At 47.5% G+C, this 25,499-nt stretch carries 21 protein-coding genes; 9 read left to right on the forward strand and 12 right to left on the reverse strand.

Going from position 1 to position 25,499, the window contains the following annotated elements; translation table 11 throughout:
- Nucleotides 1-79: 79 nt before the first annotated feature.
- From PAE54_RS04270 to PAE54_RS04310, 9 genes are all read right to left on the reverse strand, one after another.
- Nucleotides 80-397, reverse strand: a complete 318-nt coding sequence (locus PAE54_RS04270) for a metalloregulator ArsR/SmtB family transcription factor (RefSeq protein ID WP_326518559.1) — start codon at nt 395-397, stop codon at nt 80-82.
- A 341-nt stretch (nt 398-738) separates the two neighbouring features.
- Nucleotides 739-1,911: a thiolase family protein gene (locus tag PAE54_RS04275; protein ID WP_326518560.1), complete on the reverse strand. Its 1,173-nt coding sequence runs from the start codon at nt 1,909-1,911 to the stop codon at nt 739-741.
- A 96-nt stretch (nt 1,912-2,007) separates the two neighbouring features.
- Nucleotides 2,008-2,679 (reverse strand): CoA transferase subunit B, encoded by a 672-nt coding sequence (locus PAE54_RS04280; RefSeq protein WP_273779255.1) that lies wholly within the window; start codon nt 2,677-2,679, stop codon nt 2,008-2,010.
- A gap of 2 nt (nt 2,680-2,681) precedes the next feature.
- The gene (locus tag PAE54_RS04285) at nt 2,682-3,389 is read right to left on the reverse strand and encodes a CoA transferase subunit A (RefSeq protein WP_326518561.1); all 708 of its coding nucleotides are present in this window, start codon (nt 3,387-3,389) and stop codon (nt 2,682-2,684) included.
- Nucleotides 3,390-3,480: 91 nt separating this feature from the next.
- Nucleotides 3,481-4,383, reverse strand: a complete 903-nt coding sequence (locus PAE54_RS04290) for a hydroxymethylglutaryl-CoA lyase (protein WP_326518562.1) — start codon at nt 4,381-4,383, stop codon at nt 3,481-3,483.
- Nucleotides 4,380-6,374, reverse strand: a complete 1,995-nt coding sequence (locus PAE54_RS04295) for an acetyl/propionyl/methylcrotonyl-CoA carboxylase subunit alpha (protein ID WP_326518563.1) — start codon at nt 6,372-6,374, stop codon at nt 4,380-4,382. Before PAE54_RS04295 ends, PAE54_RS04290 begins: the two co-directional genes overlap by 4 nt.
- A 20-nt stretch (nt 6,375-6,394) precedes the next feature.
- Nucleotides 6,395-7,189 carry an enoyl-CoA hydratase/isomerase family protein gene (locus PAE54_RS04300; protein ID WP_326518564.1) on the reverse strand — a complete coding sequence of 265 codons (795 nt, stop codon included), beginning with the start codon at nt 7,187-7,189 and terminating at the stop codon, nt 6,395-6,397.
- A gap of 10 nt (nt 7,190-7,199) precedes the next feature.
- Nucleotides 7,200-8,801, reverse strand: coding sequence for a carboxyl transferase domain-containing protein (locus PAE54_RS04305; RefSeq protein ID WP_326518565.1), 1,602 nt, complete (start codon nt 8,799-8,801; stop codon nt 7,200-7,202).
- A 37-nt stretch (nt 8,802-8,838) separates the two neighbouring features.
- Nucleotides 8,839-10,011, reverse strand: coding sequence for an isovaleryl-CoA dehydrogenase (locus PAE54_RS04310; protein ID WP_273779248.1), 1,173 nt, complete (start codon nt 10,009-10,011; stop codon nt 8,839-8,841).
- Nucleotides 10,012-10,155: 144 nt separating this feature from the next.
- Here PAE54_RS04310 and PAE54_RS04315 point away from each other — a divergent pair, with 144 nt between their 5' ends.
- The 4 genes from PAE54_RS04315 (at nt 10,156) to PAE54_RS04330 (ending at nt 14,421) form a co-directional block, all read left to right on the forward strand.
- Nucleotides 10,156-10,791, forward strand: a complete 636-nt coding sequence (locus tag PAE54_RS04315; protein WP_273779247.1) for a TetR/AcrR family transcriptional regulator — start codon at nt 10,156-10,158, stop codon at nt 10,789-10,791.
- 105 nt (nt 10,792-10,896) lie between these two features.
- A complete protein-coding gene (locus tag PAE54_RS04320; RefSeq protein ID WP_326518566.1) occupies nt 10,897-12,585 on the forward strand; it encodes an AMP-binding protein in 1,689 nt (562 codons plus the stop codon).
- A gap of 108 nt (nt 12,586-12,693) precedes the next feature.
- Nucleotides 12,694-13,680 carry a biotin synthase BioB gene (gene bioB, locus PAE54_RS04325; RefSeq protein ID WP_326518567.1) on the forward strand — a complete coding sequence of 329 codons (987 nt, stop codon included), beginning with the start codon at nt 12,694-12,696 and terminating at the stop codon, nt 13,678-13,680.
- 60 nt (nt 13,681-13,740) lie between these two features.
- Nucleotides 13,741-14,421 carry a class I SAM-dependent methyltransferase gene (locus tag PAE54_RS04330; RefSeq protein ID WP_326518568.1) on the forward strand — a complete coding sequence of 227 codons (681 nt, stop codon included), beginning with the start codon at nt 13,741-13,743 and terminating at the stop codon, nt 14,419-14,421.
- Between the two features lie 76 nt (nt 14,422-14,497).
- On the opposite strand, the gene PAE54_RS04335 is transcribed toward PAE54_RS04330, so the two are convergent.
- Together PAE54_RS04335 and ggt are read right to left on the reverse strand one after the other, a co-directional pair.
- A complete protein-coding gene (locus PAE54_RS04335) occupies nt 14,498-16,027 on the reverse strand; it encodes a cryptochrome/photolyase family protein (RefSeq protein ID WP_326518569.1) in 1,530 nt (509 codons plus the stop codon).
- Nucleotides 16,028-16,144: 117 nt separating this feature from the next.
- Complete coding sequence (gene ggt / locus PAE54_RS04340; RefSeq protein WP_326518570.1) at nt 16,145-17,887, reverse strand: gamma-glutamyltransferase; 1,743 nt, start codon at nt 17,885-17,887, stop codon at nt 16,145-16,147.
- A 542-nt stretch (nt 17,888-18,429) separates the two neighbouring features.
- Between ggt and lldP the strand changes: the two genes are divergently transcribed.
- From lldP to PAE54_RS04365, 5 genes are all read left to right on the forward strand, one after another.
- Nucleotides 18,430-20,100, forward strand: a complete 1,671-nt coding sequence (gene lldP / locus PAE54_RS04345) for an L-lactate permease (RefSeq protein ID WP_326518571.1) — start codon at nt 18,430-18,432, stop codon at nt 20,098-20,100.
- A 21-nt stretch (nt 20,101-20,121) separates the two neighbouring features.
- Nucleotides 20,122-20,865: a transcriptional regulator LldR gene (lldR, locus tag PAE54_RS04350; RefSeq protein ID WP_326518572.1), complete on the forward strand. Its 744-nt coding sequence runs from the start codon at nt 20,122-20,124 to the stop codon at nt 20,863-20,865.
- 2 nt (nt 20,866-20,867) lie between these two features.
- Nucleotides 20,868-22,022, forward strand: a complete 1,155-nt coding sequence (lldD, locus tag PAE54_RS04355; RefSeq protein WP_326518573.1) for an FMN-dependent L-lactate dehydrogenase LldD — start codon at nt 20,868-20,870, stop codon at nt 22,020-22,022.
- Between the two features lie 12 nt (nt 22,023-22,034).
- The gene (dld, locus tag PAE54_RS04360; RefSeq protein WP_326518574.1) at nt 22,035-23,750 is read left to right on the forward strand and encodes a D-lactate dehydrogenase; all 1,716 of its coding nucleotides are present in this window, start codon (nt 22,035-22,037) and stop codon (nt 23,748-23,750) included.
- A gap of 186 nt (nt 23,751-23,936) precedes the next feature.
- A complete protein-coding gene (locus PAE54_RS04365; protein WP_273779236.1) occupies nt 23,937-24,836 on the forward strand; it encodes a LysR family transcriptional regulator in 900 nt (299 codons plus the stop codon).
- A 110-nt stretch (nt 24,837-24,946) separates the two neighbouring features.
- Here PAE54_RS04365 and PAE54_RS04370 read toward each other — a convergent pair whose 3' ends face one another.
- Nucleotides 24,947-25,294 (reverse strand): DoxX-like family protein, encoded by a 348-nt coding sequence (locus PAE54_RS04370; protein WP_326518593.1) that lies wholly within the window; start codon nt 25,292-25,294, stop codon nt 24,947-24,949.
- Nucleotides 25,295-25,499 lie beyond the last annotated feature (205 nt).

Raw genomic sequence — 25,499 nt, forward strand, 5'->3', positions numbered from 1 at the left:
GCTATTATGCAGAAAATGCGAAGTTAATTCCTGTGCAAATAGCCTGAATCCAGTCAGGTTATCTCGATTTAAGAGAAGTTCAGTCAGACGTCTTCGGGCAATAGAGTTCGTACATCAAGCTGAGTACTGAGGTCAGATGGGGGTCTTTAATTGAATAAAAAATCTGTTTGCCATCACGACGGGTATTTACCACATCACTTTTACGCAGCATCATCAGTTGCTGGGATAAGGTCGGCTGCAAAATTCCGGTTTTTTGTTCGATCTCGGAAACATTCAGTTCTTCGAGTGCCAGATGACAAAGAATAAGCAAACGATCTGTATTCGCCATTGCCTTTAACACCCCAACAACCTGGTCGGCGGCTGCTCTCATTTCGAGAATTTCGCTTGGTTTATTCATTCTGGCCCCCTTTATTTTTCACCGCGCCATTATAAGAGATTCGGCATCCGGGCATTGAAATGCTTCTGTAATCTGATGAATTCACTCAAGAAAAACCAAATAGTTGAATAATCAAGTATCCTTATGATTTTGCGAGTTTTTTTGTAAGTAATTTTTCCTTAGCATTTTATTTCATAAGGTTATGAAAATTTCATCATTGAATGAGAATCTAAATACGTCTTTTTTACCTATCGTTCATAAAAGTATGTGAGTTGAAAATGGCAATATCAGTGAACTAAAGCCAATAAAAAAACCGTGACTCAATCACGGTTTTACCCAATACAATCGCTGTCTAATCCAGACTATATTTCGATCGCTACCGCAGTTGCTTCACCACCGCCAATACACAAGGTGGCAACTCCTTTGGTTTTTCCAAGACGTTTTAGGGCATAAATCAAAGACAGAATAATCCGTGCTCCCGTGGCACCAATCGGATGACCGAGGGCACAAGCGCCGCCGTGAATATTAACTTTGGCTTCATCAATACCCAAATCATGGATCGGAGCCATCGCCACCATAGCGAAAGCTTCATTGATTTCCCACAAATCGACTTCCTCGACCAGCCAGCCCGCTCGATCTAACACTTTTTTAATTGCCCCAATCGGTGCAATGGTAAATTCGCTTGGATGTTGTGAATGGCAAGAAGTCGCGACAATTTTAGCTAGAACCGGCAAGCCCATCTGCTGTGCATGCTGTTCAGTGCTAAGTAATAAGGCGGCTGCACCGTCTGAAATTGAACTCGAATTGGCTGCGGTGATGGTGCCATCTTTGGCAAAAGCAGGGCGCAGGGTGGGAATCTTGTCCAGATTGGCCTTTAGGGGCTGTTCGTCTTGACTGACTATTTCAGTGCCTTTGCGTCCCTGAATTTCAACCGGTGCAATTTCATCAATAAAATAGCCTTCGGTAATGGCGGTTTGGGCTTTTTTCAGCGAATTGATGGCAAAATTGTCCATCTGTTCACGGCTAAAGCCTTTCTGATTAGCTGCATCCTGCGCGAAGCTGCCCATCAAACGGCCGGTTTCCGCATCTTCCAAGCCATCGAGGAACATATGATCCTTGATGTCACCATGTCCCATGCGGTAGCCACCGCGTGCTTTTGGCAACAGGTAAGGGGCATTGCTCATGGATTCCATACCACCCGCAACGATTATATTGGCACTGCCGGCTTTGAGGGCATCGGACGCCTGCAACACCGCTTTCATGGCGGAACCGCAGAGTTTGTTGATGGTGACGGCCCCGGTAGAATCTGGCAAACCCGCCTGACGCATGGCCTGACGTGCCGGCCCCTGCTTCAGGCCGGCAGGTAAAACACAGCCCATAATCACTTCATCGACCTGTTCCGGTGCTACACCTGCACGTTTGACAGTTTCACGGATCACCACCGCGCCAAGTTCAGGTGCTGTTAGGTCGGATAAACTGCCTTGAAAACCACCCATCGGGGTACGGCTACCGGCAACGATCACAATATTCTGCATTTTCTGTCCCTAATTATTTTAGTTGTTTGTTGTGCTGTAAAAAGCCATCTGAAGATGGCTTTCCAGCATTTTATAATTTTTTGTTACAGCAATCATTTAAACACAGACAGCCTGTGCATGTGCTTGCTGTACATGACATTTATTGATCAATGGTACGCCAGTCACCTGCTGAATCTGTTCAAAGCTGACACCATCCGCCAGCTCAATCAGCTCCACACCTTGAGGCGTAATATCCATCACACCCAAGTCGGTAATGATTCGATTCACTACAGCCTTACCCGTGAGTGGCAGGCTGCATTGCGGGACGATCTTTGGTGTACCATCTTTGGCACAGTGTTCCATCAGCACCACGACTTTCTGTACGCCGGCAACCAGATCCATCGCGCCACCCATGCCTTTGACCTTTTTACCGGGAATCATCCAGTTGGCCAGATCACCAGTTTCAGAGACTTCCATAGCCCCTAAAATGGCAATATTGACATGGCCACCACGAATCATGGCGAAAGATTCAGCACTTGAGAAAAATGCAGCGCCCGGACGCGCCGTCACAGTTTGTTTGCCGGCATTGATCAGGTCAGCATCCACGGTTTCGGCAGTCGGGAACTCGCCAATACCGAGTAAACCATTTTCTGATTGCAACCAGACATTGATATTTTCCGGGATATAGTTGGCGACCAGCGTTGGCAGGCCAATGCCCAGATTGACATAGAAACCGTCTTGCAATTCTTGTGCGGCACGTTGCGCCATTTCATTACGAGTCCAAGCCATAATTACACAACCTCCGCTTTTAAAGTCATTTGTTCGATGCGTTTTTCAGGATGCGCATTCACGATGATGCGATTGACATAAATGCCCGGTAAATGGATGTCATCTGGATCCAGTTCACCAATTTCGACCAGCTGCTCGACTTCAGCCACCGTCACTTTGCCGGCCATGGCACACATTGGATTGAAGTTACGTGCAGTTTTACGGAATACCAGATTGCCGGCTTTGTCTGCTTTATAGGCTTTCACCAGTGCAACATCAGCGGTCAGTGAATTTTCCAGAATATAGTCTTTACCCTCGAATTCACGCACTTCTTTGCCTTCGGCAATCAATGTGCCTACACCGGTTTGGGTAAAAAAGGCCGGGATGCCCGCACCGCCGGCACGCAGTTTTTCTGCCAAGGTGCCTTGTGGTGTCAGTTCGACTTCAAGTTCGCCGCTTAAATATTGACGTTCAAACTCTTTATTCTCACCGACATAAGACGAGATCATTTTTTTAATCTGTTTGGTTTCCAGCAACAGTCCCAAACCAAAACCATCGACACCGGCATTATTGGAAATACAGGTCAGTTGTTTGACACCGATCTCTTTTAAGGCGGCAATCAGGGCTTCAGGAATACCGCAGAGTCCAAATCCTCCCACGGCGAGGGTTTGGCCATCTTTCACAATGTCTTGCAGTGCATCGGCTGCACTTTGAAATACTTTATTGGACATGCTGTTCTCTCTATTTATTCTGTCGTTCCATCAGGAGGCTGGTCATGTTTTATGATGGCGGCTGATTCAGCTGATCAGCGAGCCATCGGGTTTATGCACAGCGGGTTTGCCAGTAGGCATTGGCATAATTGGACGGATTGTCACGTTGCAGGATCTGGCTAATGTTCTGGCTGGCCTGCATTAGCGCATCCAGATTCAGACCGGTTGCAAAACCCATATGCGAGAGCAGGTAATACAGGTCTTCAGTAGAGACATTGCCTGACGCACCTTTGGCATAAGGACAGCCGCCCAGTCCGGCAATCGAGGAATCAAACACCCGGATGCCATGCTGCAAGGATTGATAAATGTTGGCGATCGCCATGCCATAGGTATTATGGAAATGGCCGGCCAATACAGAAGGATCGAGTTCAGCCAGACAAGCCTGCCATACCTTTTTAACCCGGTCTGGGGTGGCTGTGCCAATGGTTTCGCCGAGAGAGACTTCATAACAGCCCATCTCATAGAGTTTTTTTACCACCTGTGCAACCTGACGAGGATCAATCGCGCCCTCATAAGGACAATCAACAATACAGGACACATAGCCACGTACGCGGATATTGCTGGCTTTGGCTTCCTGTAACACATCGGCAAACTTGTCAAAACTTTCCGCAATGGAACAGTTGATATTTTTACGGGTAAAGCTTTCGGAAGCTGCAGTAAATACCGCAACTTCCTGACAGCCGACCGCTTTGGCTGCCTCGAAGCCCTTGATATTCGGTGTGAGCAGGCTAAAGCTGATTTCCGGGTCTTTCGGCAACATGGCATACAGTTCATCACTGTGTGCCATCTGCGGTACCCATTTGGCAGAAACACAGGAGCCGACTTCAATGGAACGCAGACCGGTTTTCATCAAGTCCAGAATCAGGTCACGGCGCTGACTGATGGTCAACGGCTGTTTTTCATTTTGCAGGCCATCACGTGGCCCGACTTCGACAATTTTGACAAATTCACTCATGCCACCGCCTCCTCAAAAGGCTGGAATTCCACCAGTTCATCACCGGCTTTGACCTGGTCACCGGCCTGGAAGTAAGAAGAAGCGATGATGCCGTCACTCGGTGCACGAATCGAGTATTCGATTTTCATGGCTTCCAGGGTCATCAACACTTCATCTTTTTTCACTTGGGCGTTTGGCGCAAACAGCACTTGGGTGATCACGCCCGGCATTGGCGCTTTCAGGTTGCTGTCGGCAGCGCTGCTGTCTTCCTGAGCGTAGTCTGGATCGATATAGTCAAACTTGTAGCTTTGCCCAGACTGGAACAGGGTAATGCGCTGTTGCTGCTGGCTGAAGGCCAGTTTCTGCTGCTGTGCATCCAGATGGACATGTGCGGTATTTTGATCCAGCAACTCGCCTGCAACACGATAGGTCTTTTCCTGATACTGGGCGCTAAAGCCGTATTCTTCAGCGGTGAACTGTACCTTGAGCAGCTCGGCACCATATGTCAGCTCGATACTGTACTGGCTGCGAATATTCAAACGCCATAGCGGTTGTGCCTGCCAAACTGCGGAAACTTGCTGGGTATTTTTCTTAAGCAGGGTCAATAGTTCGATAAACGCCGCAGACACCACCAGTTTGGCATCCAGCTGCTGTTCGCTCTGGAACAGGAAATCATGTTCGCGCTGGATCAGATTGGTATCAAGTTTGGCCTGTTTGAATGAATCGCAAAGCACCAGACGATCCAGGAAGGCAATGTTATTGCCCAAACCTTCGACATGGAACTGGCCTAGCGCATGGTGCATCTGAACCAGTGCAGCTTCACGGTTTTTGCCCCAGACAATCAACTTGGCAATCATCGGGTCATAATAGGTGCTGATTTCATCCCCTTCAACAATGCCGCTATCGACACGCACCGCAGCATTCTGAGCCGGATAGTGCAGATAACTGATTTTGCCAATGGCTGGCAAGAAACCTTTTTCCGGTTCTTCGGCATAGACCCGCGCTTCAATGGCATGGCCGTGAATCTGCAATTCATCCTGCTGTTTTGGTAATGGTTCACCAAAGGCCACACGCAATTGCCACTCTACCAAATCCTCACCAGTGATCATTTCAGTCACTGGATGCTCGACTTGCAAGCGGGTATTCATTTCCATGAAATAAGCAGTGCCATCTTGCTCGACAATAAATTCGACCGTACCGGCACCGACATAATTCACCGCACGCGCAGCATCAATCGCGGCCTGACGCATGGCGTCTAGTTTATGCGCGGGCATTTGTGGTGCAGGGGCTTCTTCCAGCACTTTCTGGTGACGGCGCTGCACAGAACAATCACGTTCAAACAGATGCACATAGTTGCCGTGCGTGTCACCAAACACCTGTACTTCAATATGGCGTGGCTGAATCACATAACGTTCAATTAAAACGTCATCATTACCAAAGCTGGATTTTGCTTCACTCTTACAAGAGGACAGGGAGCTGAGAAAATCTTCGGCGCGTTCGACCAGACGCATGCCTTTACCACCACCACCGGCACTGGCTTTGATCAGAACCGGATAGCCGATCTGATCCGCCTGTGCTTTCAGGAAAGCTGTATCCTGATTTTCGCCGTGATAACCTGGGGTTAACGGCACACCGGCTTTTTCCATCAGGGCTTTGGAAGTGGCTTTCAGACCCATGGCCAAAATGGCTTCTACAGGTGGGCCAATAAAGACAATGTTGTTCTTTTCACAAGCCAAAGCGAACTGGTCATTTTCAGACAGAAAGCCGTAACCCGGATGGATCGCTTGGGCACCGGTATCCAGTGCGGCCTGAATGATGCGATCCATTTGCAGGTAACTTTGTGCCGCAGGTGCCTGTCCAATATGCACGGCTTCATCGGCCAGTTTGACATGTTGTGATTGCACATCGGCATCGGAATACACAGCCACTGTAGCAATGCCGAGCTTTTTCGCGGTACGGATGACACGGCAGGCAATTTCACCACGGTTGGCAATTAAAATTTTCTCAAACATATCCTTATTCCTTATTGTTGTTATGCCGATGGACGAATCCACGCCGGGCTGTGTTTGTTTAAAAAGGCATTCAAGCCATCTTTCGCCTCAGATCCTTGGCGTACATGGGCAATATGTTGTGCAGTCTGTAGACGCAGTTCCGGTGTCAATTCGTTTTGATCAACCAGCTGGATCAGCTGTTTTGAAGCTGCCTGTGCATCCGGGCCACCCAGTAGCAATGCCTGCACCATTTCATCGACTTTCTGGTCCAGCTCTTCCGCTGGCGCGATTTCATGTGCCAAACCGATATTCAGTGCCTGTTGTGCTGAAATACGTTCAGCTGTCAGGAAATAACGCGAGGCCTGACGCGCACCAATGGCACGGATCACATACGGGCTGATAGTTGAAGGCGCTAGACCTAAGCGTACTTCTGACGTGGCAAACTTGACATCGCTACTGGCGATACAGATATCACAGGCAGAAGCCAAACCCATGCCACCACCAAAGGCAATACCTTGCACGCGGGCGATGGTCGGCTGTTTCAGGGTCGCCAAACTGTGCAGCATGTTGGCCAGTTTTAAGGCATCCGCTTCATTTTCTGCCTGTGAGGCTTGGCCGGCTTGTTTCATCCAGTTCAGATCAGCGCCCGCAGAGAAACTTTTACCACGACCCGCCAGAATCACCACACGCACATCATCACGCTCATTCAACTGGGTAAAACAGTCATATAGTTCTTCAATTACCTGGGTATTGAAGGCATTGTGCAGTTCCGGACGGTTCAGCCAGACATAGACTACTTGGTCGCGCTGTTCGAGTTGTAAAAATTGATAGCTCATCTTGCACCTCTTACATGCGGAACACGCCGAATTTGGTTGGCTGGATTGGCGCATTCAAGGCTGCTGCCAGACTTAAACCGAGTACCTGACGGGTTTGTGCCGGGTCGATCACGCCGTCATCCCACAGGCGGGCAGAGGCATAATACGGATGGCCTTGCTTTTCAAACTGGTCACGGAACGGCTGTTTAAACTGGTCTTCTTGCTCAGCCGACCAGCTTTCACCGCGCTGCTCAATCTGATCGCGTTTTAAGGTGGACAGTACGCTCGCCGCCTGTTCGCCCCCCATCACCGAAATACGCGAGTTTGGCCAGGTCCACAAGAAACGTGGAGAGTAGGCGCGACCGCACATGCCATAGTTTCCGGCACCAAACGAACCACCAATGATTAGGGTCAGCTTTGGCACATTAGCATTAGCGACGGCCATCACCAGTTTGGCGCCATGCTTGGCGATGCCTTCATTTTCGTACTGGCGTCCGACCATAAAGCCGGTAATGTTCTGAATGAATAGCAATGGAATATTGCGCTGGGTGCACAGTTCAATAAAATGCGCGCCTTTTTGTGCCGATTCCGCGAACAGGATGCCATTGTTGGCAATAATCCCCACCGGCATGCCATATAAAGAGGCAAAGCCAGTCACTAGGGTTGAGCCAAAGCGTGCCTTAAATTCGTCAAATCGTGAACCATCCACAATACGGGCAATCACTTCACGTACATCAAACGGTTTACGGGCATCGCTTGGCACCACACCATACAATTCTTTGGCATCATAAAGCGGTGCTTCGATGTTTTCATCCAGTTGCTGACGTTTCTTATTCAGATTGGCCACCACATTACGCGCAATCGCAATCGCATGTTGGTCATTTTCCGCCAGATAATCCGCTACACCGGACAGACGGGTATGTACATCGCCACCACCGAGGTCTTCACTGCTCACCACTTCACCGGTCGCGGCTTTTACCAAAGGCGGGCCACCAAGGAAAATCGTGCCCTGATTGCGCACAATAATGGTTTCGTCCGACATTGCAGGAACATAAGCGCCACCCGCGGTACAGCTGCCCATTACGACAGCAATCTGAGCGATGCCTTGGCTTGACATGCGCGCCTGATTGTAGAAAATGCGGCCGAAGTGATCACGATCCGGGAATACTTCGTCCTGCAGTGGCAGGTAAGCACCGCCCGAATCCACCAGATAAATACAGGGTAGGTGGTTCTGTTCGGCAATTTCTTGCGCACGTAAATGCTTTTTTACGGTCATCGGGTAGTAAGTACCGCCTTTAACCGTGGCATCATTCGCTACGATCATGCAGGTGATCCCGTGCACTTGTCCGACACCGGCGATTACGCCAGCAGCAGGCACATCATCCTGATACACTTTATAAGCCGCCAGTTGACCAATTTCCAGAAATGCCGTGCCTGGGTCGATTAAATGATCAATACGCTCACGCGGTAACAGTTTGCCACGTGCTAGATGTTTTTCACGCGCGACTTCGCCACCACCTAAAGCGACTTTTTGCGCGACATTTTTCAGATCATCCACCAGCGTCTGCATGGCCTGCTGGTTGGTTTTGAAGTCTTCGCTTCGAATATTTATTTTGCTTTGTAATTGATTCATAGAGAAACTTCCTTGTTATGTTCGTTATTATCTGGAATTAAGCAGTTTCATTGAAAATTTCACGGCCAATCAGCATACGACGAATCTCGGAAGTGCCGGCACCAATTTCGTACAGTTTGGCATCACGCCAGAGACGGCCGGTATTGTATTCATTGATATAACCATTACCGCCCAAGGTCTGAATCGCTTCACCTGCCATCCAAGTGGCTTTTTCAGCTGCATACAAGATGGCACTGGCCGCATCTTTACGCAGACCACGGTCATGATCGACCTGGTCACAGGCTGCACCCACCGCATAAACCAAGGCTTTACACGCCAACCAGGTCGAGTACATGTCGGCAATCTTGCCTTGCATCAACTGGAATTCACCGAGGGCTTGACCAAACTGTTTGCGGTCATGAATGTACGGAATCACTTCATCCATACAGGCATCCATGATGCCCAGTGGACCTGCACTTAATACGGCACGTTCATAATCCAGACCACTCATCAGCACTTTCACGCCATTACCGATACCACCAAGGACGTTTTCCATTGGCACTTCAACATTATCGAAGAACAGGGGATAGGTATTCGAACCACGCATGCCGAGTTTGTCGAGGTGTGAACCGTGGCTAAAGCCCGGCATGTCTTTTTCGATCAGGAAGGCAGTAATGCCTTTCGGTCCCGCATTGATGTCAGTTTTCGCATACACCACCAATACATCGGCATCACCGCCATTGGTGATCCACATTTTTGAGCCGTTAAGGATAAATTTGTCGCCTTTTTGCTCGGCACGCAGTTTCATGCTGACCACATCTGAACCGGCATTCGGTTCAGACATCGCAAGTGCACCCACGTATTCACCAGAAACCAGTTTCGGCAGGAAACGTTGTTTCTGTTCTTCATTACCATTTCGGTTAATTTGGTTCACACATAGGTTAGAATGCGCACCGTAAGACAAGGCAATCGCAGCAGATGCACGGGAAATTTCCTGCATCACAATAATATGGGCCAAATAACCTAGGTTGGTGCCACCATACTCTTCGCTGACAGTCATACCGAGTAATCCCATGTCACCAAATTTTTTCCAGAGGTGAGCCGGGAACAGGTTGTCATGATCCACTTGGCGGGCGATCGGTGCAATTTCCTTTGCGCAGAAAGCAGAAACCGAATCACGAAGCGCGATTAATGTTTCATCGAGACCGAAATTTAAGCTTTTTAGATTCATTTCTTGATTCATCCTGGGGGTTATATTTGTTGTCCATAAGCATTTTTGTTGTGCTTGATTTTTACAATACATATTTTTTTTGAAAAAGTGAACTAAAATTCACAAAATGATTTACAATTCATTTTAGCTAGTTGAGAATAAGCTATGAGCAGCTATAAACGATCGTCATTGATGCAAGAAAGAATGGAGCAGAATCGCAAAGCTATTTTGCAGTCTGCGCGTGAATTGATTGCTCAAGGAGGATTCAAGGATGCACAGATCCAAGCGATTGCTGAACGTGCTGGAGTCTCCAGTGGTTTGGTATACCGTTACTTTGAAAACAAAAGCCAAGTGCTGATTGAAGTGTTATCGGATGCGATTACCCTCGAGGTGCAGATTATTAATGCTATCGCGACGGGGCCGCTGGCACCGAAACAAAAATTGCACAAGGCAGTAACGGCGTTTGTGAAACGTGCATTGAATAGCCCTCAACTATCGTATTCACTCATGTTCGAGCCAGTTGATCCGGCAATTGAACATGAGCGTTTTCGTAGTAAGCAGATCATTAAGCAGAGCATTAAAGAGATTCTTGCCGAAGGGAAAGTGACCGGTGAGTTCGGATTTGAGGATTTAAACACCGCAGCTTTATGCGTGGTCGGTGCCATGACTTTTGTGGTGATTGAACCTTTAAATCCTTCTCGTAATGTCATGTTTGATCCGTCTTACAGGGATTATTTTGTAAAACAGATCGCCGATTTTTGTGTAAATGCAGTCAGCGTACAGGAGGAAAATTCGATTTAACCAGCACAAAAGGGATTTGCGACTGTTTGGAAGATAGTCACGACAACAAAAAAATTAAAGTGCAGTAAAAAAACAGAATTACAAAGAATCAAGGAGAGTGATTCAATGACACAATTACGCTTAAGTTACGCCTACGGTGCAAGCAGTCAGCCTTTATTGGGTATGACCATTGGTGAGAAGTTCGATCAGGCTTGTCAGCAGTACGCGCAAAACGATGCAGTGGTGAGCGTGCACCAGAATAAGCGTTTGACCTATCAGGAGTTGCAGGCACAGGTGAATGCCTTTGCTTGTAGTCTGCTTAAATTAGGACTACGTAAAGGAGACCGTCTGGCGATTTGGTCTCCCAATTGTGTGGAATGGACGATTACCCAGTTTGCGGCTTTCAAAGCCGGTATTATTTTGGTCAACCTGAATCCGGCTTATAAAAGCAATGAGCTGGAATATGTGCTGAACAAAGTGTCGTGTAAAGGCCTGGTCATTGATTCGCAATTTAAAAGCACCGATTATCAGGCGATTCTGACCAAACTGGCACCCGAGTTGCCACATGCAGCCAATAAAGTACTGTTTTCAGAACGCCTTCCGCATCTCAAACATGTGATCAAGATTGACCAGCAGGAACATCCAGGTATCCATCGCTTTGATGACCTGCTGGTCACCCCAAACCAGAAGCAGCTTGATGATCTGGCCAGTATTGCCGATGAATTGCAATTTGATGAAACCATCAATATCCAGTTCACTTCCGGCACCACTGGTAATCCGAAAGGCACCATGCTCACCCACAATAACATTTTGAATAATGGTTATTTTGTCGGTGAAGCGATCCATCTTAGCCCACAGGATCGTGTCTGTATTTCTGTGCCGCTATTCCACTGCTTTGGTATGGTGATGGGCAACTTGGCTTGTCTGACCCATGGTTCGACCATGGTCTATCCAGCGGCAGTGTTTAATCCGTTGGAAACCCTGAAAACCATTCAGCAGGAAAAATGTACGGCGGCCTATGGCGTTCCGACCATGTTTATTGCCATTTTGGAGCAGGAACGCTTTGACGAGTTCGATCTGTCCAGCCTGCGTACCGGTATTATGGCCGGTAGCCCATGCCCACGTGAAATCATGCAGCGCGTGATGGAACGCATGCATATGTCAGAAATTACTATCTGCTATGGCATGACTGAAACCGCGCCAGTGAGTGCACAGACGCATATCGATGATTCAGTAGAATGTCGTGTCGGTACGGTCGGACGGGTTCATCCGCATCTGGAAATCAAGATTGTGGATGAGCAGGGTAAAGTGGTGCCACGGGGCACACTCGGCGAACTCTGTGTACGTGGCTATTCGGTGATGTTGGGTTACTGGGAAGACGAAGACAAAACCAAAGAAGTTATCGACGTTGCGAAATGGATGCATACCGGTGATATCGCTGAAATGGATGAAGCAGGCTTTGTCAAAATCAAAGGGCGGATCAAGGATATTGTGATTCGTGGCGGTGAAAACCTGTTCCCGAAAGAAATCGAAGATTTCCTCTATACCCATCCGGATGTCAGCGATGTACAGGTCGTGGGTGTACCAGATGCACGTTATGGAGAAGAACTCTGTGCCTGCATTATCTTGCATGAACATCATAACTGCACTGAAGAAAGCATCCGCCGTTATTGTGCCGAGCATATCTCACACAACAAGGTACCACGCTATGTACGTTTCTTTACCGAGTTTCCAATGACCACTTCCGGTAAGGCACAAAAATTCAAATTACGTGAATTGATGCGCAAGGAACTGAATCTGGAAGAGGTTGCATAACTCGGCCTCCAGCGTTCTTGAACGATCCCTTTATTTTTGTAGTGACCGCTACAGAATAAAGGGGGAGTCCAAATTTTAATCAGCACCATAGATATTCAAGGAAAGAATATGCAGCAAAAAAATGACTGGACACGTGATGAAATCCAGCAGTTATATGAACAGCCTTTTCTGGACCTGGTGTTTCAGGCCCAAACAATCCATCGTGCACATTTCCAGCCCAATCAGATCCAGGTCAGCACCTTGCTTTCCATTAAAACCGGAAAATGCCCGGAAGACTGCAAATACTGTTCGCAATCTGCGCATTATGACTCCCAGCTAGAAGCTGAAAAACGTATTGCGGTGGAAAAAGTTATTCAAGAAGCCCAGGCCGCCAAAGCTTCCGGTTCATCGCGTTTTTGTATGGGTGCAGCCTGGCGCAATCCGCATGAACGTGATATGCCGTATGTGCTGGAAATGGTCAAAGAGGTCAAAGCCCTTGGACTGGAAACCTGCATGACCCTGGGTATGCTGAATGCCTCACAGGCTGAGCGCCTGAAAGATGCCGGACTGGATTATTACAACCATAATCTGGATACTTCGCGTGAGTATTATTCCCATATCATCAGTACCCGCAGTTTTGATGACCGCCTCAATACTTTGGAACATGTGCGTCAGGCTGGACTGAAAGTTTGTAGTGGTGGCATTGTGGGCTTGGGTGAAAACCGTCAGGACCGTATTGGTCTGTTACATGAACTTGCAACACTGCCGATTCATCCGGAGTCCGTGCCGATCAACATGCTGGTTCCGATTGAAGGCACACCATTGGCCGATGTTGAAAAACTCGATGTGACAGAATGGATTCGTACCATTGCTGTAGCGCGTATCCTGATGCCGCAGAGTTATATCCGCTTATCGGCTGGGCGTGAATCCCTGAGTGATTCAGATCAGGCCCTGGCCTTTATGGCCGGTGCCAATTCTCTATTTTCGGGAGAAAAACTGCTAACCACACCAAACAGTGGTGCAGGCCAGGACCAGCAATTATTCAAAAAATTAGGATTGCAAGTAGAAAAAGCTAGAACGACCATTTCTCAGCTTGCTGTTGACGCCATGGCTTAGATACAAGATATTATTTTTTAAACACTTATCTAAAAACACCCATGCAACAGAGCAATAAAAATGGCAAAAGATTTTGTGAATCCTAAAGTGGTGGACAGCTATGATGAGCATATCCGTAAACTGATCCCAGGCTATGAACTGATTCACCAGCAGGTCAACGCGATTTTGGAAAGTCGCCTTGAAGATAAAATGCATCCGCATATTTTAGTGGTGGGCTGTGGGACCGGTTATGAATTGCAGTATTTGCTGCAAAAGCATCCTTGCTGGCGTTTCACTGCGATTGATCCTTCGCTCACTATGCTGGAAAAAGCCAAACACGATATCGCCAAACAGCATGAACTGAAGCATGTGCGTTTTCTGCATGGCGATACCTCCGTGCTACACGAAGGCATGCAGTTTGACGCCGCGATTGCCATTCTGGTCGCACATTTTGTTCCGCATCAAGAAAAGCCGAAATTTTTTCAGGATATTGCCAAAACTCTGAAAAAAAATGCGCTGCTGATGACCTATGATCTGACTGAGGTAGAGCATCAAGACCAGTTACGTGCCTTGCAGTTACTGTGTCAGCATAATGGTTTAACCAGTGCACAAACCAGCAAAATGCTGGAACGTCTGGAAGATGATTTTGCGCTGGTCTCTTCAGCAGAATATGCTGCGCAGCTCAGCGCAGCCGGATTTGATCGGGTGCAGCCGTATATGCAGGTGATGAACTATCAGGGTTTTATGGCGGTGAAAGCCTAGCGCACCGTATGGGTAAAGAATAGATCATATGCCACCTTTTCGGGTGGCATTTTTATGCCGGAAGCAATGTGGTCGCCTATAAATCTTCAAGATTTGCTAAAAGCTGTTCGGCATGCTGCAAAATGGCCTGTTTTTCCTCGGGTGGCATTCGCTCGAAACCTTGGTAAATCATGCGCATGCGCGGATTTGAATTCAGTTGTGCGGCATGGGTGTTCAGAAAATGCCAGTACAAGCTGTTAAAAGGACAACTGTCTTGTGCTGTCTTTGTCTTTACGTTGTAATGACAATGTCGGCAATAATCCGACATTTTATGAATGTAATTGCCAGAAGCAGCATAAGGTTTACTGGCCATCACGCCCGCATCAGCATAGAGCACCATGCCTAAAGTATTGGGGAGCTCGACCCATTCATAAGCATCGGCATACACAGACAGATACCATTGACAGACTTCTTCGGGATCCAATCCGCTGAGCAAGGCAAAATTACCCGTCACCATCAGCCGCTGGATATGGTGAGCATAGGCATGCTGCAAGGTATTGCGTACAGCTTCTGCCATGCAGGCCATTTTGGTTTTTCCAGTCCAATAATAGCCAGGCAAAGACCGTGAAGACTGTAACGCGTTGAGCTGGGCGTATTCCGGCATTTTCAGCCAGTAAATGCCACGCACATATTCACGCCAGCCTAAAATTTGCCGGATAAAACCTTCAACCGCATTTAACGGCGCATGCCCCTGCAAATACGCTGTCTCAGCAGCATCACAGACTTCACGTGGGGTGAGCAGACCACAATTCAGATAAGGCGAAAGGCGACTATGGAACAGATCGTCCTCACCGTAAACCATGGCATCCTGATGATCACCAAAAGAAGGTAAAGCGTGTTGAATAAAATGCGCCAGTGCCTGCAACGCCTGTTCACGCGTGGTGGCCCAACGAAAAGTTTCGATCTGCCCGGGATGATGGGAAAATTCTGTTTTGACCAACTGCATCACGTCACGATCAATCTGGTCTTGTATAAAGGTCAGTGATGGTGGGAGAGCGGGTTGACCCGACCAGCGTTTGCGATTTTCACTGTCATAGTTCCATTTTTCTCCGATCGGCTGACCATTCTGCATCAGATAGCCGCTCTGCTTGCGCATCTCACGGTAAAAGTATTCCATGCGCAGGCTTTTATATTTGCTGGCCCAAGTTTGGAATTGCTGCAAGCTGCAAAAAAAACGATCATCCTCTAGGCAGTGCACCGGAATGCCTAAAGTCTTGCTCCAGTGCTGTTCGATCTGTTGTTGTAAACGGTATTCTCCGCTGTGGGTGATCAGCAAGGCATCAGCGGCATAGCGTTGCTGTTGATGCTGGACAAAATCCAGCAGGCTTTGTATTGGACTTTGTCGGTTAAAGACCTGATAACGGATTTTCCAGCCTTGTGCTCTGAGTTCCTTGGCAAAATGGCGCATTACACTAAAAATCAGGGCGATTTTTTGCGGATGGTGTGGTACGTAACTCGCTTCTTCCAGCACCTCGGCCATTAAAATCACATCCTGACTGCGGTCCAGATGTTTTAAGGTCGCCAGTTGATGACTGAGTTGATCACCGAGAATTAAACCAAAGCGCATGATGATCTAACCCTTCCATTTTTTATGCAGGTTCGCATCTTAGAAAGGGAGCAGTCAAATTTCTGTGAATATATTTTTGGCTCAGAACAAACCAATGAGGTTTGTTACTGTTCAGCCTTAATATCCGAGTGTTGCCCCATCCGGATTACGCGGATCAGAATAGCCATAGATGCCATCTGGCAGAATTTGGATGGTCTGGGTTCTGCCCATGGTGGACTTCTGCACAATCTTATGACCTTTTTGTTTTAATAATTCGAGGGTGTCGGCACTGATGCCTTTTTCCACACGAATTTCATCAGGTAACCACTGATGATGAATCCGAGGTGTAGCTGCTGCTTCAGCCGGATTCATCTGAAAATCAATCGTATTGATCAGGGTTTGTAACACGGTACTGATAATTCGGGAGCCTCCCGGACTGCCGGTGACCAGCCAGGCTTTTTGGTCTTTTAACACGATGGTGGGGGTCATTGAAGACAGTGGACGTTTACGTGGTGCAATTGCATTGGCATCTCCGCCAATCAGGCCAAAGGCATTTGGCTCACCATTTTTGGCTGAAAAATCATCCATTTCATTGTTGAGTAAAATGCCGGTACCGGCCGCGACAATGCCACTGCCAAAATTAAAATTCAGGGTATAGGTCACCGAAACCGCATTGCCTTGTTGATCGACCACAGAATAATGGGTGGTTTGGTCACTTTCATAAGGCAGAGGATTGGCCGGGCGAATGCGACTCGATGGTGTGGCATATTCAGCTGAAATGCGTTTCGCTAAAGTCTGGGCATAGCGCTTTGAACTGAGGCCTTTCACAGGCACATGCACAAAATCAGGGTCTCCCAGATATTGAGACCGGTCGGCATAGGCCAGTTTCATGCTTTCGGTCTGATAATGCAGGGTCTGGGCACTATTTGCACCCCATTGCTGTAGCGGAAACTGTTCCAGAATGTTCAGCATCTGCACTACATGTATACCGCCGGAACTTGGCGGCGGCATGGTGACAATTTGATAGCCTTTATAATTGCCCATGATGGGCTGACGTTCGACCACTTTATAGGCACGCAGGTCACTTTTTTGCATGATGCCCTGATGGTCTTGGATTTGTGCAATGATTTTGCCGCCAATTTCTCCGCGATAAAACACACGGCTACCCTGTTGGCTAATCAATCGCAAGGAATGCGCCAAATCCTGCTGAACTAAACGTTCGCCATAGTGTAAAGGCCGATCCTCCTGAAAGAAAATAGCGCGTGAACTGGGCCATTTGCCTAATTTCTCTTGAGCTGCATTCAGCATTTTGGCCAAAGAATGGCTGACCGGAATGCCATGTTCTGCCAGTTGAATTGCTGGGGAGATCACTTCCGAGAGGGGCAGACTACCCCATTTTTTCAGGGCATATTCCAGGCCCGCGACTGTACCAGGTACGCCAATGGCGTCATGTGAATACAGCGATTTTCCGGCAATAATATTGCCATTTTCATCGAGAAACATATTCCGTGACGCATGACGCGGAGCCATTTCACGAAAATCCAGCGCAATATTTTGACCAGACTTGACATCATGCAGCACCAGAAAACCGCCACCGCCCAGATTACCAGCATGCGGTAAGACCACTGCCAGGGCAAAGCCAACGGCAACGGCGGCATCGACCGCATTGCCACCGCGTTTCAGAATGTCCAGGCCGACCTGGCTGGCGATTTCATGTTCGGAGGCCACCATGCCATGTTCAGCCCGAACTGGGTGGAAAATCTCATTGTCATAGTCATAACTGCTGAGTGTTGCCTGATTGACCGTCGTATTTGCAAATAGTTCAGGGGAGAGACAAATCAACGTAGCCAGGCTGAGTTTAAGTGCAAAACGGATGAGCATAGTAATTCTCAAGCAAACGAACAGTCGAAGCCACAAAGGATAGTGTGCCATTCAAAGGCACGATTTGTGGGGGTGCCAAGTATACGCTGAAATCCAGATCGGCTTATGAAACTCAAATAAAAAGAAGAAAACCAGTCACTCGAAATGAGAATTCACTCACATAAGCACAATTGCTAGAAGAAATGTTTAGGACTTAATTTCACAAAGGTTGATTTGAAAAGATCGAATACTGAGGTTTATTCGACTAAAGTTGTAATTTGCCGATCTATGAAGATTGATCAGCGAAAAAAACAAATAAAAACAAGAATTAATTTTCAAGGTTTTTCGACTGCTGCAAGATTTTATATGAATAATTTCTTGATAATCGGTAAGACCAATAATAAATTAATCAGACCAATATTGATCTTTTATTTGGCTAATTCTACTATAAAAACGTTTCCAACAGGTTTAATTCAAATCAAAACTTATATTGGTCTGACCAAAATGGCGATTTCTATGAAGGCGCAGACCACTATCACCGTCTTAGTGAGCATTTCAAGGAGATGACAATGCTTCAACATTGGCAGCAGATTTATGATCCGATGGGCAATATCTGGATTTCCAGTTTGGTCGCCCTGATTCCGATTATCTTTTTCTTTCTGGCGCTGGCCGTTTTTCGCTTAAAAGGCAGCGTGGCAGGGACGATTACCGTGGTACTGGCCTTGCTGGTTTCACTCTTTGCTTACCAGATGCCATCGATGATGGCCTTTGCTTCCCTGATCTATGGCTTCTTTTATGGGCTATGGCCAATCGCCTGGATCATTATCGGTGCGGTATTTCTCTACAAGATTTCGGTAAAAACCGGACAGTTTGACATTATTCGTTCCTCGATTTTATCGATTACCGAAGACCAGCGTTTGCAAATGCTGTTGGTGGGCTTTGCTTTCGGAACATTTTTGGAAGGCGCGGCAGGTTTTGGTGCACCGGTGGCGATTACCGCCGCATTGTTGGTTGGTTTAGGCTTTAAACCGCTGTATGCAGCAGGTCTGTGTCTGATTGTGAATACCGCACCGGTGGCCTTTGGTGCCATGGGGATTCCGATTATTGTGGCGGGGCAGGTGTCCGGTGTGGAGACCATGGAAATCAGCCAGATGGTCGGCCGTCAGTTGCCGTTTATGGTGCCAATTGTGCTGTTCTGGATTATGGCGATCATGGATGGCTGGCGTGGGGTGAAAGAAACCTGGCCTGCGGTGCTGGTCGGTGGTGGTGCTTTCGCGATCGCGCAATATTTAACTTCAAACTTTGTTGGCCCTGAACTACCAGATATTACTGCCGCGATTGCTTCACTAGTGAGCTTAACCATCCTGTTTAAATTCTGGCAGCCAAAACACATCTTCCGCTTCAGTGATCAAGATGCCAATGTCGATGCCAACCTTGCAGCGCAAAAGCAGACCAAATATAGCTTGGGTCAAATTGCAAAAGCCTGGTCTCCATTCATGATCTTAACCGTGATGGTCACCATCTGGAGTATCAAGCCGTTTAAAGATCTATTCGCCAAAGATGGAGCACTGCATGACATGGTGATTGCGATCAAGGTGCCTTATCTGCATCAACTGGTTCAGAAAATGCCACCGGTCGTGCCACAAGTGAAAGATTATGACGCGATCTATAAGTTTGACTGGTTCTCTGCCACCGGTACGGCGATCATTATTGCGGCGATCATCACCATTATTTTCCTGAAAATGAAGCCGCTTGAGGCGGTGAAAACCTTCGGTGAAACCCTGAATGAGTTAAAAACCCCGATTTATTCCATCGGCATGGTATTGGCTTTTGCCTTTATCGCAAACTATTCAGGCATGTCGGCGACCTTGGCGCTAGCCTTGGCACATACTGGCGATGCTTTTACCTTCTTCTCGCCATTTCTGGGCTGGATCGGGGTATTCCTGACCGGATCGGATACATCCGCGAATGCCTTGTTTGCCGCGTTACAAGCCACCACGGCTCAGCAGATTGGGGTGCCGGAGGTACTTCTGGTGGCAGCCAATACCAGTGGTGGTGTCACCGGCAAGATGATTTCTCCACAGTCAATTGCGATTGCCTGTGCGGCGGTGGGTCTGGTGGGTAAAGAATCTGATCTGTTCCGTTTCACTGTTAAACACAGTATAACGTTCACGATTATGATGGGTATTATGATTACCTTACAGGCTTATGTGTTCCCGTGGATGATTCCATAACACGCAATTGAGGACGGCAGGATGAAAGTTTCCGACAAAGTAGTACAAAACCTTCGCATGTTAATTGAACAAAGCAATATGCAGGTCGGAGACCGTTTGCCTGCCGAACGTAAGCTCGCTGAGCAACTCGGTGTTTCCCGCTCTTCTTTACGTGAGGCGATTCAACAATTGACCAGTCAGGGCATGCTGGTCAGTAAAGTTGGAGCGGGAACTTATTTACAGCAACTGCCGACCAACTGGTCGCAGCATCAGATTGTGCAGCCGCTGAGTAACCTGATTGATGAAGATCCAGCTTATCGTTTTGACGTACAGGAAGCCCGTATCATTCTGGAAGGTGGAACTGCCTGGTATGCCGCGCAACGCGCGACACCGGAGGATGTGAGCAAGATTCGTCATTATTATCAACAGATCTCGCATTTTCAGTCGATGGGTGATGATGATCAGGCCGCAATTGCCGATGCCAAATTTCATCTGGCGATTGCCGAGGCTTCGCACAATCTGGTGCTGATCCAGATGATGCGCGGGCTGTTTGATCTGTTGCAATACAATGTGGTTCTCGGTCGACGCAAAGTCTACTCGGAAGCACACCGTTATGATCAATTGCGTGACCAGCACCAGCAGGTGATGGACGCGATTGAACAGCAGGACCCGGAGGCGGCACGTGCCGCTGTTTGTGGTCATATTGAATTTGTCGTTCAACAAGTACGCATGATTGATGAGGAAGACGCCCGTCGTCAGCGTGCGAGTCGATTAAACAGGATATAAGCATGATTATTTCTTCTGCGAATGACTATCGCGAAGCGGCAAAACGCCGTTTACCCCCATTCTTGTTTCACTATATCGATGGCGGTGCTTATGCCGAATATACCCTGAAGCGTAATGTAGAAGATCTATCCAAAATCGCGTTAAGGCAGCGTGTACTTAACGATATGTCTGAATTGAGTCTTGAAACCAAACTATTTGATGAAACCTTGTCGATGCCGGTCGCACTTTCGCCGGTAGGTTTGACTGGCATGTATGCCCGTCGTGGCGAGGTGCAGGCCGCGGTGGCTGCCGACAAGAAAGGCATTCCTTTTACCTTGTCGACGGTGTCGGTTTGTCCGATTGAAGAAGTGGCGCCGGCCATTCAGCGCCCGATGTGGTTCCAGCTCTACGTTTTACGTGACCGTGGCTTTATGAAAAATGCCCTGGAACGTGCCAAGGCAGCGGGTTGTTCAACCTTAGTGTTTACCGTGGATATGCCAGTGCCGGGTGCGCGTTACCGTGATGCCCATTCCGGCATGAGTGGTCCAAATGCCGCCATGCGCCGTTATTTACAGTCCTGCATGCACCCGCACTGGGCCTGGAATGTCGGGCTGATGGGGCGTCCACATGATTTGGGCAATATCTCGAAATATCTAGGCAAGCCGACTGGACTGGAAGACTATATTGGCTGGTTGGGAAGCAACTTTGACCCGTCCATTTCCTGGAAAGATCTGGAATGGATCCGTGATTTCTGGGAGGGCCCGATGGTCATCAAGGGCATTCTGGATCCTGAAGATGCCAAAGATGCGGTACGTTTTGGTGCCGATGGCATTGTGGTGTCGAATCATGGCGGTCGTCAGCTGGATGGGGTGCTTTCGACGACACGTGCCTTGCCCCCGATTGCCGATGCGGTGAAAGGTGATCTGAAAATTCTGGTGGATTCCGGTATCCGTAACGGTCTGGACGTGGTGCGTATGCTGGCCATGGGTGCCGATACCTGTATGTTGGGACGTGCTTTTGTCTATGCCTTGGGTGCTGCAGGTGGTGAAGGTGTGAGTAATTTGCTGAACCTGATCGATAAGGAAATGCGTGTGGCCATGACCCTGACCGGCGCGAAAACCATTGCCGACATTACTTCCGACTGTCTGGTCAAGCTTGATCGTGAACTGCGGGACTAGGAGTGAAAGATCATGCAAGACCATTCTCAAGCATCCACTGCGTTTAATGTGCAGAAAGTTTTAAAACAGCTAACAGACATTGTAGGTAAAACCCATGTCTTGACGGAGGATGCTGATACACGCCTGTACCGTCAGGGTCGTCGTTTTGGTGAAGGCAAGGTACTGGCCGTGGTTGCACCGGGTTCTTTACTTGAGCAATGGCAGGTCTTGCAGGTGGCGGTTGATGCGGACTGTATCGTGATTATGCAAGCTGCCAATACCGGTCTAACTGGTGGCTCAACACCGTATGGAGAAGACTATGACCGTCCGGTGATTTTAATCAGTACACGCCGCTTGGCTGGCATTCAACTGATTGATGACGCTAGACAGGTGATCTGCTTGCCGGGTGCAACACTGGATGCCTTGGAAAAACAGCTAGCTCCCTATCAGCGTGAACCGCATTCGGTGATTGGTTCATCCTGTATCGGCGCTTCAGTATTGGGTGGCGTGTGTAATAATTCCGGCGGTGCACTAGTACGCCGCGGTCCCGCCTATACCGAACTGGCACTGTATGCACGGGTGAATGATCAAGGACAGCTTGAACTGGTCAACCATCTCGGTATTGATTTGGGCAATTCGCCAGAAGAGATTCTATCCAGATTGGAGCAGCAGCAGTATCAGGCGACGGATATCCGCTTTGACCACAACTGTTGTGCATCCGATCAGCGTTATGCCCATGATGTGAAACAGGTCGATGAAGCCACACCGGCACGTTTTAATGCCGATCCATCACGGTTGTATGAAGCTTCGGGTTCTGCCGGAAAAATCTGTGTGTTTGCCGTGCGTCTGGATACTTTTGAAAAAATCCCGAGCCAGGTCTTTTACATTGGTACCAACGCGCAGGATGATCTCACTGAAATCCGCCGTTTTTTGCTCGCCGATTTACCACGATTGCCGATCGCTGGAGAGTATATCCATCGTGTAGCCTATGACATTGGTGCCGAATATGGCAAAGACACCTTCATGTTTATTGAAAAATTCGGTACGGCACGTGTCCCGGCTGCCTTTGCCATGAAAGACAAGGTCGATGGTTACCTGGAAAAATTTGGCATGAAAGGCCTGTCTGACAAGCTTCTGCAAATTGTCACCAAACTGCTACCGAACCATTTACCGAAACGCATGAATGAATTTCGGGATCTATATGAGCATCACCTGATTCTGCGGATCGAACATCAGGATGTTGAGCAGGTGAATCAGTTCTTGGCGAGTTATTTTAAGCAGCATCCGACGGGTCAACACTTCCTGTGCAGTGAAGATGAAGGACGCAAAGCCTTTTTGCACCGCTTTGCGGTGGCTGGCGCAGCGATTCGTTATCGTGATACCCACCGCGGTGAAGTGGAAGATATCGTGGCTTTGGACATCGCACTGCGCCGTAATGACCGCCAGTGGGTGGAGTGTCTACCGCCTGACATAGATCAGCAGATTATTCACAAATTGTATTATGGCCACTTTATATGTCATGTGTTCCATCAAGACTATATTGTAAAAAAAGGGGTAGACCCTTTGGAAATGGAACATCAAATGTGGCATTTGCTGGATGACCGTGGAGCAGAGTACCCGGCAGAGCATAATGTTGGACATTTATATGTGGCTAAACCCGCGCTGAAGCAGCATTACCAGAAACTTGATCCCACTAACAGTTTCAATGTTGGGATTGGCCAAACCTCGAAACTGAAATACTGGAAATAGCCAGATTACCGAAATCAACGCTTGAAACTTGCTCCATAAACAATGAAATTATGTTTAAATAAGAGGAGTTAGAAAGACCAGTTCATTCCTTGGCCTTGACCCAACATTCTTATGGATACAAGCCCATTATCTTGGCTTATATCGTGAACTTTGCATCAAACATATTGTAATTAGGGAATGATTGCGATGTTTAAACTAGACAGTAAACTCCTTGAGATTTTTTATTATATTTACAAATATAAGAATGTCTCGGCAGCGGCTGAAACTTTGGGGATGAGTCAGCCGGCGGTGAGCAACTGTCTAAATAAAATCAGAACGCATTTTAATGACCCGCTGTTTTTGCGGGTCGGTAATGAAATGGTCCCTACTGAGTTGGCCAAACAGTTGTTTTCACCCATCAGTGAGATCATTGGTAAACTGGAAATTGTCAATAATTTTAAGGTGGATTTTGATCCGAGCCATTCGGAGCAGCTGTTTACCATCGCAATGACTGATGTTTCGCATTTGGTTTTATTACCGAAGCTTACCAAATATCTCAAACAGCATGCGCCCTCTATTCGCTTGAAAGTGCGTCCGATCAGCCGCGAAACCAGCTATCAGATGTCGAATGGTGAGATTGATCTGGCGGTGGGATTTTTACCTGAATTCGAGCAGGGTTTTTACCAGCAGCAACTTTTTTCTCAATATTATGTCGTGATCAGCCGAAAGGATCATCCGCGAATTCAGTCCGAATATCTGGATATTGAAACCTACATTCAAGAGTCTCATGTCGATGTGGATACCAGTATCGGTCATTACCATATTGAAAATGAACTGATCAAAAGAGGACTCAAACGTAATATCCTGATGACTTTACCGAGTTATCTCGGCGTGGGATTAGTGGTACAAGAAACCGATGCTATTGCAACAATTCCTTATTATCTCAGTGAGGTTTTACTCTCACGGGGTAATCTGAAAATATTACAAGCGCCGTTAGATTTCCCAACCTATCCGGTTCGTCAGTATTGGCATACCTCTTGTCATCACCAAAGCAGTAACCAGTGGCTGAGAAAAGTCATTTTTGATTTATTTAGTGAATTGCCATAAAAACTCAGCATTTCCCAAATTCTCTTTGCATGTGCGGTTTCTAGAAGTTTTTTTATGAACAAAGATTCAATAAGCAATCTCATAATTTTATTGTGAACTTTTTAAAAATTTTAAGCTGAATGGCAATTTTTAATTATTTGTATAAGCTGGATGGCCACGATTGACAACACCATCATGGCAACATTCATGATGACCGGGTTGAAAGCATTGGTTAACTGTAAGGGATCCACAACTATCACCAACAACAAGAGGGTGCCCAACCCGAGAATATTCAGCTGATGTGGAAGAATCGCTTTCCTACAAATGAGGAAAATGCAGCCAAATAAAATCTCTATTGCACCAGACAACATGACCCCAATTTGAGCGCTCGCTAAATCAAAACCAACGAATTGCCAGATCTGAAGCTCAGAAGGTGAACGTAGCAACAGTTTAGGGACAAGACCCTGATAAATCCACATTAAGGCTAGAGCTGTCTGGATAAACTGCAACGGTCGATTTAATTTTTGCTGAAGATTCACGAGTTGTAATCAAAAGAATTTCAAATCAGATAAATTATTTTAACTCAATTAAAAGAGGGAATGCTTTCCTAAACTTCACCTCTCTATCTAAATTCTTACCTGTTGATGAGTACGGGCAAAAGAAAATCCGCACTTGGCGGATTCT

Origin of the sequence: Acinetobacter minutum (genome assembly GCF_035916735.1) — a bacterium.
In the GTDB taxonomy this organism is placed as follows: Bacteria; Pseudomonadota; Gammaproteobacteria; order Pseudomonadales; family Moraxellaceae; genus Acinetobacter.